The sequence below is a fragment of the Achromobacter deleyi genome, assembly GCF_902859705.1.
Taxonomy (GTDB): domain Bacteria; phylum Pseudomonadota; class Gammaproteobacteria; order Burkholderiales; family Burkholderiaceae_B; genus Achromobacter; species Achromobacter deleyi.
The window spans coordinates 171,097-184,751 of record NZ_CADIJO010000001.1 but is presented as its reverse complement, the minus strand read 5'-3'; the positions used below and the strand labels follow the sequence as shown (position 1 = coordinate 184,751).

The 13,655-nt window shown below is 69.7% G+C and carries 2 protein-coding genes; both read left to right on the top strand.

Annotation, left to right across the window (positions count from 1 at the left end; translation table 11 throughout):
* The first annotated feature begins 97 nt into the window (after positions 1–97).
* Positions 98–1,072 carry a FecR family protein gene (locus tag HV798_RS00805; protein ID WP_175190948.1) on the top strand — a complete coding sequence of 325 codons (975 nt, stop codon included), beginning with the start codon at positions 98–100 and terminating at the stop codon, positions 1,070–1,072.
* 156 nt (positions 1,073–1,228) lie between these two features.
* The gene (locus tag HV798_RS00800; protein ID WP_175190947.1) at positions 1,229–13,621 is read left to right on the top strand and encodes a filamentous haemagglutinin family protein; all 12,393 of its coding nucleotides are present in this window, start codon (positions 1,229–1,231) and stop codon (positions 13,619–13,621) included.
* The last annotated feature ends 34 nt before the right edge of the window (positions 13,622–13,655 follow it).

The window sequence follows — 13,655 nt, the reverse complement described above, 5'->3', positions numbered from 1 at the left end:
AAGTGTATTTTTTCCGCGAATCCGGTTCCGTTTGCTCCACGCCGGATCGTCTAAGTATGAAAGCGGCGGATAACGCCGCCCGCAGCCAGCGATACCCATGAGCCCGACATCGTCCCCCGGCCCCCTGCCCGACTCCGCCCTTGAGCGCGAGGCCCATGCCTGGGCGCGCGCCTTGGCCACCGGCGCGCCCACCACCGAGGACGGCGCGGCGTTCAAGGCCTGGCGTGCGCAAAGCCCGGCGCACGAACGCGCCTGGGCCGAAGCCGCCCGCGCCTGGCGCGAGCTGGGCCGGGTGACGCAAGCCTATGCGGCGACGCACCCCACGGCGCGCCGCCCCCAAGCCCCCGACCCGCGTCGGCGCTGGCTGCTGGCCGGCGGCGCCAGCGCCTTCGCCAGCCTGGCGGTGGCCAGCGTGCTGCGGCCGCCCTTGGGGCTGTGGCCATCGTGGTCCGAATTCAATTCCGACTACCGCACCGCCACGGGCGAACAGCGCAGCTTCGCGCTGAACGGCCAGCAGGTCACCCTGGCGCTCAACACCCAGACCAGCGTCAACGTCTCTACCCGCGGCGGCCTGCCGGAAATCGAATTGGTATCGGGCGAAGCCGCCATCCACGCGGCGCGCAGCCAGCCATGCGCGGTGCTGGCCGGCGCCGCCCGCATGACCCTGGCCAGCGGCGACATCGAAGTGCGGCGCCTGGCCCAGGGCGAGGTGCAGTTGCGCTGCAATGCCGGCCAGGTCGACGTGCAGCACCGGGATGCCAACCTGGTACTGCGCGCCGGCCAGCAGCTGCACTACACGGCGGACGTCATGCAGCCCCCGATGGCCATCGCCCAGGACGCCTCGGACTGGCGTGCGGGCATCGTCAGCTTCCACGACCTGCCGCTGAACCAGGCGATCGACGAGATCAACCGCTACCGCCCCGGGCGCGTGGTACTGATGAACGACGCGCTGGCCCGCCACCGCCTGAGCGCGCGCTACGAGGTCAAGGACCTGGACCAGGCCATCACCCAGATCCAGCAGCTGTACGGCGCCAACGTGCGCCGCGTGGGCGACGTGGTGTTCTTGAGCTGACCGCGGCCGCCGCCCCGGAAACCGCCATGACGCGTTTGTCATAAAAAATTCACGCGGTTTCCTATGCCGACTGCGCAGGCGTCATTCGACTAGATGAGTAAGCGGGCACGGTGGCGATGTCACTGGCGCCCTTCATCGACATTCCTGAATCACGCCATGTCCTCGTCTACGTCCGCCCAGCCTGCCGCCCGCTCTGCCTCGACCGTCCGTTCGACCGCCCCTGCCGTTGCTCCCCGCCGCAGCGCACGCCGCCGCGCCGGCTGGCGCCTGCGGCCGCTGTCCCAGGCCATGGCGATCCTGGCGCTGGCGGGTGGCTGGAACGGCGCGTCCCAGGCGCAGACGCGTGCCTTCAGCCCCGGCTGGTTCGCCGACAAGAACGCGGTGCAATCAACCGCGCAGCGCACCGGCCGCATGCCCGACGGCAGCCTCGCCGGTATCGGCACCAGCGCCCGTCAGCAGGCCGAAGCGCGCCAGCAATTGCAGAAGTCGCTGGACAATCTGAATCGCACCGCGGCCGCCGTGGCGGCGCAGCAGGCCGCCCAAGCCGCGGCTCGCGCCGCGGCCGCCGCCAATGGCGCAAACGTGCCTGACGGCCTGGTCGAGGGCGGCCTGTGGGAAGCCCGCGGCGCCCTGGCCAAATGGGAAGGCGCCAAGGCCGCCCGCGCCAGCACCGAAGGCGGCCGCCAGGTCGTCACCATCGAACAGACGCAATCGCGCGCCATCCTGAACTGGGACACCTTCAACGTCGGGCGCAACACCACCGTGCAGTTCAAGCAGAACGCCAGCGACGCGGTGTTGAACCGCGTCGTAGGCGCCTCTGCCAAGCCCAGCGAGATCCAGGGTGCGATCAAGGCGGACGGCAGCGTGCTGGTGGTGAACCAGAACGGCGTCATTTTCACCGGCACCAGCCAGGTCAACGTGCGCAACCTGGTAGCGGCGGCCGCCACCATCACCGACACGCAATTCCGCGACCAGGGCATCTATACCGACACCGACGGCACCCTGCCCGCCTTCAAGGATGCGATCGGCCAGGTGCAGGTGCTGGCCGGCGCGCAGATCGACACCGCGGTCTCCAACACTGCCACGCGCGGCGGCGGCTACGTGCTGCTGCTGGGCAGCGAAGTGCGCAACGGCGGCGCGATCACCACTCCGGGCGGGCAGGTGACGCTGGCTGCGGGCGACGACTTCTATATCCGCAAGGGCTACGGCACAGACGGCAATCTCAAGTCCACCACCACCGGCAACGAAGTCAGCGCCACGTTCAAGCCCGGCAGCACCGCCGGGCGGGTCACCAACACGGGTCTCGTCAGCGCCCCCACCGGCGACATCACCCTGACTGGCCGCCAGGTGCGCCAGGACGGCGTGCTGGTGGCCACCACCGACATCGGCACGCGCGGCGCCATTCACCTGTTGAACCGCGCGGGTGATGCCACCGGCAGCGTCACGCTGGGCGCGGACAGTGTCACCGCAGTGCTGCTGGAAGCCTCTGCCGTCACCGGCCTGGACAGCCAGCGCGCCGCCGCGATCAAGACGCTGGACGGCAGGCCCGACAACAAGACGGGTGGCGTTTTCGACAACCTGAGCACGATCGCCGACCGCCGCGACCTGTCGCGCATCGAAGTGGTGACGGGCAATCTGGCCACCTTCGAGAGCGGATCGACCACGGTGGCCACCGGTGGCCAGATCGCCGTGTCGGCCAGGAAGCAGACGCTGCTCGACAGCGGCGCGCAGGTCGACGTGGCCGGCGCCATCGGCGTGCACGTGTCGATGGAATCGAACAACCTGCAGATCAACGTGCAGGGCAACGAGCAGCGCGATGCGCCGGTCAACCGCGACAGCAAGCTGCTCAACAGCAACGACGTCTGGGTCGACAGGCGCGCGCTGGTCAAGGTGGCCAGCGGCACCAATGGCTATGCCGGCGACCGCTGGTACACCAGCGGCGGCCTGCTTGAAGTGGGCGGCTACCTGGCCACCAGCGGCCACACCGCCGCCGAATGGCTGGCGCAGGGCGGCACCGCCACCTTCACCGGCGGCGAACTGGTGACGCGCACCGGCTCGAACATCAACCTGTCCGGCGGCACGCTGGACGTGCAGGACGGCATCATCCGCCAAAGCTGGCTGCGCGGGTCGGACGGCCGCCTTTACGAGGTGTCGCGCGCCCCCGGCGATCTGCTCTACACCGGCCTGTACAAAGGCTTTGAACAGGAACATGCACGCTGGGGCGAAAAGGCCACGCGCGTCTTCTACAACCCGCTCATCGCGCCGCGCGAGCGCTTTGAAAACGGCTACACCGTGGGCCGCGACGCGGGCAGCCTGGTCGTGGCCACCACCAAGGCCCAGCTTGCCGGCGACGTCACGGGCGAGGTCTACCAGGGCGCGCGCCAGATCGACGCGCCGCAATGGGACCTGGAAGGCTATTACCAGTCGCAAAGCGCCCTGGCGCGCCGCGCGCAACTGGTCGTGGGCAGCTACACCGCCCTGTACGATGCCGCCTCCGGCCTGCTGAACTGGGGCCTGACCGGCCTGGCCCAGCAGGTGGTGGTGGGTACCGGGGCGGCCGGCGTCGACGAAATCCGGCTGGACACGGCCTGGCTGAACGCCATCGGCCTGGGATACGTGCGCCTGGCAGGCAAAGCGCGCGTTGCGGTGGAACAAGCCGTGGCGCTGGCGCCGGGCGCGGGCCTGGTGCTCTATGCCCCGCAGGTCGACATCAACGCCAGCATCTCGGCCGCCGCCGGGCGGATCCAGGCCGGCAACATGCTGCGACAGCTCAGCGACAACGGCCGGGTCGAGGATACCCCCGTCAAAGCCGCGGCAGGCAAACCCACCGGCGTCACGCTCGCCCAGGGCGCGGTGCTGGATGTTGGTGGCCTGTGGAGCAATCTCAGCCTGAACCCCGCGGCCTCGCCCGGCATCGCCTACCGCAACGGCGGCTCGGTCGCGGTGCGCAGCACCGGCGACGTGTCGCTGGCGCCAGGCAGCGCGGTCGATGCCAGCGGCGGCGCGGCCATGCTGGCCACGGGCAAGACGCGCAACGGCCGCGGTGGCGACATTCTGCTGGAAGCGGGCTCGGGCGGCGCCACGGGCGCGCTGTCGCAACACGCCGCGCTATCGGGCTACGGCGTGGACGGCGGCGGCAAACTGACGCTGCAGGCCTACCAGGTGCGCATCGTGCGCGCCGACGCGTTGAGCGATCCGGCGCCGACCGGCGTCTCGGTGCTGGCTGACAACGCCTTCGCGCAAGGCTTCTCGCAATACGACGTGATCGGCACCCATGGCCTGGAGGTCGCGTCGGGCGCGCAACTGCTGGTACGGATGCCGGTGCAGCGCTATGCCTCCGGCGCCCGCGCGGCGCAGGACAAGGCCCAGGCCTTGCAGGTGTGGACGCCCGCGTTGTATCAGGAAGACCCGCTCAAGAGCGTGCTGACGCAACGCCGCGGCGCCAGTGTGCTGCTGCAGACCGGCACCCTGCTGAGCTCGCCGAACGATGTGGCCGGCTCGTCGCTGGTGGTGGCCGATGGCGCGCGCGTCGAGGTCGACCCCGGACAGCGCATCGCCCTGGCCGGCATCGGCCAGATCACGCTGAACGGCGTGTTCAACGCCTGGAGCGGGCGCATCACGGTGTCGATGGTCGGCGACACGCAGATGGAAGACCTGACGGCGCAAGGCTCCGGCCGTTCCATCTGGGTCGGCGAACACGCCAGATTGGATGTGGCGGCGCGCGCCGCGACCGCCGTCAACCGCGACGGCCAGACCTACGGCAAAGTGCTGGACGGCGGCGTCATCACGCTGGGCAGCGCGGTGGACCTGGCCAAGGGCAACGTCATTGCGCCCAATGCCTTTGTCGTGCTGCGCCCCGGCAGCGAGCTCGATGCATCGGGCAGCGCCGCCACCCTGCTCGTCAATGGCGTGCCCACCGAGGTGGCCAGCGCGGGCGGCGCCATCGCAATCAGCTCGGGCAACGGCCTGTACCTGGATGGCCGCATGGTGGCGCGCGCCGGCGGCGCCGGCGTGGCGGGCGGTTCGCTCACCCTGGGCCTGGACGGCCCCGCCTACAAGAGCAGCCCCATCCAGAACCGCGTCAAGGGCGCACGCAACTTCGTCCTGTCGCAAGACGCCGCCGCCGATGCGCTGGCCGGCTACGGCGACGCCGCCGCAGCAGCGGATCATCTGGTCTATGGCCGCGCGGCGCTGGGCGCATCGCAGGTGGAACAAGGCGGCTTCGACACGCTCAACCTGCTGGTGAACGGTCAGCTAGGCTTTTCCGAAGATGTCACCCTGCGCCTGAACAACAGCCTGCGGTTGATGTCAGGGTCCCTGGGCATGACTGCCGATGCGCGGCCCACGGCCAACGTGTTGCTGGCCGCGCCTTACGTGCTGCTGGGCGGCGCCACCGACACCAATGCCAAGGAAGGCTACGAACGCCCCTCTGGCTCGCTGCCGCCTGCGCTGCGGACCAGTGAATCGGTGCTGCGGGTCAACGCCGGCCTGATCGATATCCGCGACAACGTGAAACTGGATGCGCTGACGACCAACCGGTCGCCGTCGGGCCAGGTGGTCAGCTATACCGGCACGGGCTTTCCCATGGCCGAGCTGTACAGCCAGGGCGATATCCGCATCCTGGGCGGCCTGGGCACGCTGGACAGAACCAACCTGGTCTACACCACGCAGCTGAGCACACCGGGCAGCCTGACGCTGACTGCCGCGCAGATCTACCCGGAAACCGGCGCCATCGTCCGCGTCATCGCGGGCATCGGCGGCAAGCGCAACGGCCAGTCCGGCTACGAAGAAGGCAGCCGCCTCATCGTCGGACGCAGTACCCAGGACGTGCCGGACATGCCCTACAGCGCCTTCGGCTCGCTGATGATGGCGGCCGACATCATCGAACAGGGCGGCGTGCTGCGCGTGCCCATGGGCCTGTTGGAAATCGGCAAGGCCGACGACCGTGCCGGCGTGACGTCACGCGTGACCCTGCTGCCCGGCAGCGTCACCTCCGTCAGCAGCCGCGGCCTGGTCATGCCCTATGGCGGCACGGTGGATGGCGTCAGCTACAAATACATCGGGCAAGACGTCCTGCTGACCGGCCAGGGCGCCGGTACGCTGGACGGGCAGCTCACCCGCGGCATCGCCCTGGGCAGCGAAAACGTGCGCATCCAGGAAGGGGCGCTGGTGGACGTGTCCGGCGGCGGCCAGTTGCTGGGGGCCGGCTTCGTCTCCGGCCGCGGCGGTTCTACCGATGCCCGCTTCAGTCCGCTGGTGCAGTTCAATGGCCAAGGCGGCGGCTTCACGCTGCCGGGCCTGGCCACCAATCCTGTCTATGCGTTGGTGCCGGGCGCACAGCCCCGGGTCGCGCCCACTGCGCCGGATGCCGGCCAGAGCCAGCCGCAGATCGGCCAGCAGGTGACCATCGGTGCAGGCGTACCCGGCCTGCCCGCCGGCACGTACACGCTGATGCCCGCCACCTACGCACTGATGCCCGGCGCCTTCCGGGTGGAAATCAACGGGGCGGCCCAGGGCCAGGCCAGCGCGGGCGCACAAGCCCTGCGCAATGGCTCCTGGTCGATCGCGGGCCGCCTGGGCAACAGCGCCGCCGGCACCGCCGACGCCATCGCCAAGCAATTTCTGGTCACCTCCGGCCAGGTGCTGCGGCAGTACTCGCAGTACAACGAAATGGACTACGCCACCTTCGTGGCCGCCGAAGCCACCCGCCGCGGCATTCCCCGCGCCATCCTGCCCGCCGACGCCCTGACACTGAAGATCGGCCTGGCCAGCGCCACTCCCGGGCAAGAGTTCTACTTTGCCGGCAAAGCCGACTTCTCGGCCGGCGCCGGCGGCTATGGCGGCACCTTCGCCGTGATCTCCAAGAACAGCACGCGCGACTGGGCCGAAGTGACCGCCCCTGGCGCCGGCCGCACCCCCGGATTCGTCGGCATCTCGCTGGATGCCGGACAGTTGAACGCCCTTGCCGCCCCCCGCATGGTCCTCGGTGCCGTCCCAAGCGTGGACTACGCCAACAACAGCAACCTGGTCCACATGGGCTATGGCGGCAGCCACTTCGGCGGTCTGACGCTGCGCAGCGGCGCCATGCTGCGGGCCGAGGAAGTGATGCTGATCACCAGCGCCCCGGAGGCTGGCATCCTCATCGAGCGTGGCGCCGGCATCAACACCATCGGCCGTGGCCGCACGCTCTTCGATTCCACCAACGGCTATTCCTACGCCCCCAGCACCAGCAGCATGCTGGCCGTGTCCAACGGCTGGCTCAACGTGCTGCCCCCGGCCGAAGACCTGCTCCCGGCCGGCTCCGGCCCCATCCGCATCGGCGTCTGCAGCACGCCCGGCTGCACGGGCGAAGCGCAGCTCTACACCGAAGGCACCCTGGCCGCCGCCACCAACAAGGCGTTCGAGCTGGACAGCTCGGCTAGCTACGGTGCGCGCTACCTGACCCTGGCGGTGGGCGCCGTCAATGCGGGCAGCGAACAGGCGCTGGCGGCAGCCGCCGCCCGCGGCGGCATGACCAGCGGCCTGACCCTGAACCAGTCGCTGCTGAACCGCCTGATGGCCGGCGACACCCGTTACGGCGCCCCCGCGCTGGAGATGTTGACGCTGGCGGTGGCCGACTCGTTCAACTTCTTCGATGGCGTCACGCTCGATACCACCGACCCCGTGACGGGCAAGTCGCGCCTGCAGACGCTGGCGCTGACCACCCCGGCCATCTATGGCTACGGCCAGGCGGGCGATGTGGCCACGATCCGCGCGGGCAACCTGATCTGGAACGGCTCCGTCATCGCCCCGGCGGCGGTCATTCCCAACGGCGCCGGCACCGGCAGCGGCCGCCTGCGGATCGAGGCCGAACGTATCGAGCTGGGCTACGGCCCCTACACGCAACCGCTCGGCACGCTGGACAACGCACGCCTGACATTGGGCTTCGCTGACGTCACCTTGCGCGCCACCGACCGCATCACCGCCAACCACCAGGGCAGCCTGAAGGTCTACCAAACGCGCGGCGCCTACGACACGGCCACCGGCTGGCAGTACAGCGGCGGCTCGCTCACCCTGGAAACGCCGCTGCTGACCGGCGAGGCCGGCTCGGTCAACCGCATCCAGGCCGGCAACGCGATCACGCTGAACCCGCTGGCCGGCACGACCAGCGCACCTGTGCCGCGTGGCCTGGGCGCCGACCTGACGCTGGACGCAGGTGCAGTCACCCTCAACGGCCGCATTGCGCTGCCCACCGGCAAGCTCACCGTGCGCGCCGACAATGCCCTGACCCTGAACCCGGGCGCCGACCTGGACCTGGCGGGCCGTCCCGTGCTGTTTGACGACGTGGTCAAGTACAGCTGGGGCGGTGACGTCACGCTGGAAAGCCGCCACGGCGACATCGTCCAGGCCGCCGGCAGCCGCATCGACCTGTCGGCCCGCTACAACCGCGCCGGCCGCCTGACGGCCATCGCACTGGATCCCAATGCCGGCCGCGTGGATCTGCAGGGCAGCATCCTGGGGTCCGCCTCGGGCGATTATGAAGCGGGTGGCACGCGGGTGCCCTATGCCTACGGCGGCGCCGACATCCGCGCCCAGCAAGTGGATTTTGCGGCGTTGAACCAGCGCCTGAACGACGGCCAGGTCTACGGGTCGCGCAGCTTGCAGCTCAAGCGCGGCAACCTGGTCATCGGCGACGGGGTCCGCGCCCGCGAGGTCAATATTTCCGTCGATGCGGGCAGCCTCACGGTCGCCGGACGCATCGACGCCAGCGGCGCGGGCGTGGGCAGCATCCGGCTGTCGGCACGCGACGGCCTGCGCCTGGCCGGCAACGCCCTGCTGGACGCGCACGGCACCGATCTGCGCGTGGACAGCTACGGCAAGATCATCGACTCGCCCAACCGCGCCATCGTCGAACTCAATGCCGGCAAAGGCAAGCTGCAACTGGACAGCGGCGCCCGCATCGACCTGCGCGCCGGCACCGATTCTGCCCGCAACGATGGCCTGCCGCGCGGCACGCTGGAACTGAATGCGCCGCGCCTGGGCGGCATCACGGGCGGCGACATCGACATCGATGCGCGGGGTCCGCTGGACATTCGCGGCGCGCGCAGCATCGCCGTGAACGGCGTGTGGGTCTACACCGATGCGCCCGCCGGCACCGAGAACAATGCGGGCGGCAAACCCTACCAGGTCATCGACCAGGCCTACCTGAACCAGCTGAACAGCGACAGCCGCGACTTCATCGACAATGCGCTGGCCAATCGCAATCTGTTGGACAACAAGCTGGCCGGACTGCGCCCCTACGCCGATGCGCTGCACCTGCGTCCCGGCGTGGAAATCCGCAGCGCAACGCCCGATGGCGATCTGGTGGTGCAAGGCGACCTGGACCTGTCGGGCATGCGCTACGCCAGCCTCAACCCGCACACGCCGCTCAACCCGGCCATCTATGGCTCGGGCGAGGTCGGCAACCTGGTCATCCGCGCTGGTGGCGACCTGCAGATCCATGGCAGCATCAACGACGGCTTCGCGCCGCCCCCCGACGTCAAGCAGGATGCCGACGGCTGGCGCCTGCTGCCGGGCTTCGACTTCCTGGGCGGCGACCTGGTCACGCCGCATGCCGGCGTGACGCTGGCAGCCGGCACCCAATTCCCCGGCGGCGTGGTGTTGAACTACGCCGTGCCGTTGCAAGGCGCCACCTACCTCCCTGGCACCGTGCTGCCCGTGACCGCGCAGCTGGCCCGGCCGCTGACGCTGGCGGCGGGCACGGTCCTGTCTTCCGCCATCCTGAATCCGAACGGCAGCGTGGCGTACGCCGCGGGCACCGTACTGCCCCAGGCGCTGACCCTGCCCGAGAACATGCAGCTGTCGGCCGGCTGGCGGGTCATGGTCAACACCTTCCTGGGCCCCGTCACCTGGCCCGCGGGCATTGCCCTGCCCAACCTGCCGGATGCCACTTTCCAGGCCAATGCCGTGAAACTGGCCAGCGCCATCACGCTGCCGCGCGGCGGCCTGATCCCGTCCGGCACCAAAGTGCAACTGCCGGCCGGGGTGGACTACGTGGACCTGCGTCCCGCCGTCAACGGCGTACAGGGCCAGGCCTGGGCCGTCGCGCCCATGCTGCCCGAAGGCACGCAATCGTGGTCCATGCGCCTGGCCGGCGGCGCCGACCTGAGCGGCGCCGACACGCGCACCACCCAGTACGGCACCGCCCGCGGCAACCTGGTGCTGGCCGACAGCCACTACGGCATGTATGGCATCGACGCGCCCGGCAACTACAAATGGAGCCAGCAGGCCGCCGATGACCTGGGCATGCCGGAGCTGTTCGACACCGTCATCGACGACCAGTTCATCAAGGAAATTGCCGGCATCGATACGGCATCGGAATTCTGCCGGTACAGCCCCGAATACTGCATCCCCAACGATCCCCGGAACTATATCGGCAAGCCCGCCACCGCCCGCTTCAGCGTGCTGCGCACCGGCACCGGCGACCTGGACCTGGTGGCCGGCGGCGATGTGCGCATGCAATCGCTGTACGGCGTCTACACCGCGGGCACGTCCACCCAGGCGACACGCGCCAACGACCCCTACAACCAGCCGCGCCATGCCGGCCCCGGCGGCCGCGTGCTGGCTGACGCCAACCAGGCCTTCGACGCCTTCGTCGACGGTGGCCCCCAAAGCGTCTACCGCGCCTGGTATCCCGACGGCGGTGGCAATCTCACCATCCGCGCCGGCGCCAACCTGATCGGCGACACCATCGCCCGCCCCCAGGGCTCCTACGGGCGGCCGGTAGACACCTCCGTCGCCTACAACAGCGCCGACGTGGGCAACTGGCTCTGGCGCCAGGGCTCCGGCGATGCACCCATCGGGCAGAAGCGACCCACTGCCTGGTGGATCAGCTTCGGTACCTACGCTTCCCTCAACGATGGCCAGCAAGGCGATGAACTGATCGGCTTCACCGGCTTCGGCACCCTGGGCGGCGGCAACCTCAGCGTGGATGTCGGCGGCAACGCCGGCCTGCAACTGTCGCACGCCCTGGCATTCACCGAACGCCAGATCAATGGCCGCAGCCAGTCACTGGTGCTGGCAGTGGGCAGCACGGGCCGCGTGCTGGCCGACGGCAGCCTGGCGCTGACCGGCGGCGGCGACATCGACCTGCGCGTCGGCGGCCAACTGAATCCTGCGCTGCCCATCATGTTCGAGTCCCCAGGCGCGGTCACCAACCTGCGTGGCCAGACCTTGCTGCGCGCCGCGTCGCTGGGCCGCCTGGATCCGCTCTACAACGTTCTGGCCGCGCGCGACGTGCGCGGCCTGGACCGCTTCCAGGCCGCCGACGCCACGCCGTCCGGCGCCCCGGTCCTGAATGTGGGAGACAGCGCATTCCGCATCGACAGCCTGCGCGACCTGGCCATCGGCGCCGCGGACGACCCTGGCCGCGTCCTCGTGCCCGTGTCCATGCCCTACCTTCAGGCCGACGGCACGCCGGGCATCCATGGCTCGCAATCCTGGTTCTCGCTCTGGACCGCCAACAGCGCGGTGGACGTGTTCTCGGCGGGCGGCAACGTGGCGCCGGTTGCACCACGCACGCCCGGCTACGACACCGTCATCACCTACCCGTCGCAACTGTCGGCCGTCGCGGCCAACGGCAGCATCTACTACAAGACGGCTTTCACACTGGCGCCGGGCCACGCGGCGCGCCTGGATCTGCTGGCAGGTCAATCCATCTACGGTGGCGACGCGCCGGTCGGACGCAGCAGCGCCTCGCCGGACTCCGTGGCCTCCATCTTCAAACCTGCGTTCGTAGGCAAGGTGCCTGACCCGAACAGCAGCGCCATTCTCTGGGGGCCCACCACGCTGTCGCGGGACGGCGCCTACGGCGACCTTGTCCTGTTCGCCTTTGGACCGGGCTCCGCGGCCACCACCGGTCAGACCGAACCGTCGCGCTTCTATGCGATGGACGGCGACCTGGTCGGCGTCACCAGCGGCCGCCTCATCCGCTTCGGCAGCCCCAACACCCTCACTGGCAAGCAGTGGTATTCCGGCGGCGGCCCGGTACGCATGCTCGCCGGACGCGATATCGTCGGCAGCGGCAGCCCGGTAGGATCCATGGACTGGACGATGTACCCCCTCACCTTCACCTACAACAACAACCTGTTCGTCCACGGCGATCCGCGCGACATCTCGCTGGTACGCGCCGGCCGCGACATCATCGAAAGCAATTTCACCGTCGCCGGCCCCGGCACGCTGGAAATCAGCGCCGGCCGCAACATCCTGATGGCAGACAAGGCCGCCGCCACCAGCCTGGGCCCCGTCGTCCCGGGCGACCTGCGTCCCGGCGCCAGCATCGCCCTGCAAGCGGGCCTGAGCGCCCAGGGCGCCGACTACGCCGGCTTCCTGCGCCGCTATCTGGACACTGACCACGTAGCCGATCCGGCCCGTCCGCTGACGGACCAGGGCGTGCCCTTCAAGACCTACGAAAACGAACTGCTGCTGTGGCTGACGCAGACCTACGGCTTTGCCGGCAGCACGGCCGATGCACGCGCCTTCTTCGACGCGCTGGCCCCCGAACAGCAACGCATCTTCGCGCGCCTGGTCTATTTCGCCGAACTGCGTGCGGGAGGCCGTGAATACAACGACAAGGCCAGCCCGCGCCTGGGCAGCTACCTGCGCGGCCGCCAGGCCATTGCGGCGTTGTTCCCGCACCAGGACAGCTACGACGGCAGCATCACCATGTACGGCGGCGCGGGCGTGCAGACCCGCAACGGCGGCGACATCCAGGTGCTCACGCCCGGCGGCGCGCAGGTCTATGGCATCGAGGGTGCGGCGCCGCCATCCACGGCTGGCGTGGTCACGCAGGGTCGCGGCGGTATCGATTTCTACGCCCGCGACAGCATCCTGCTGGGCCAGAGCCGCGTCATGACGACCTTCGGAGGCAGCATCCTGGCCTGGTCGGCGCAAGGCGACATCAACGCCGGCCGCGGCTCGAAGACCACCGTGGTCTACACCCCGCCCTTCCGGCGCTACGACGGCGTGGGCAACATCAGCCTGTCTCCCGCGGCCCCCGCCACCGGCGCCGGCATCGCCACGCTGGCGCCGCTGGCCGAAGTGCCGGCCGGCGACGTCGACCTGTATGCGCCGCTGGGCACCATCGATGCAGGCGAGGCTGGCATTCGCGTGTCGGGCAACGTCAACATCGCCGCGCAGACGGTACTGAACGCCGCCAACATCAAGGCCAAGGGCGAAAGCACCGGCATCCCCGTCACCGCTGCCGTGAACACGGGCGCGCTCACCTCGGCCAGCAGCGCCGCGACCACTGCCGTCAACGCGGCGCAGGATTCGGCCCAGCGCAGCCAGAACCAGGCGCGCCAGAATCAGCCGTCCATCATCAACGTGCAGATCCTGGGCTACGGCGCGGAACCGGTTGCCGGCAGCACGCCGCAGGCGCCGGCAGGCGCTGCGCAAGAGGTGTCGTCCTACCGCCCCAACAACATGGTGCAAGTGGTCGGGGACGGCGCGTTGACCCCCGCCCAGCTGGCCAAGCTGAGCAGCGAGGAAAGGCAGGCGTTCGGTCTGTAGGCCAGGGGCCGCACCCGGCCTGAAAAACAAGAAG

Coding starts and splice junctions, on each gene's coding strand:
- HV798_RS00805 (WP_175190948.1), top strand. CDS start 98: ATGAGCCCGACATCGTCCCCCGGCCCCCTGCCCGACTCCGCCCTTGAG.
- HV798_RS00800 (WP_175190947.1), top strand. CDS start 1,229: ATGTCCTCGTCTACGTCCGCCCAGCCTGCCGCCCGCTCTGCCTCGACC.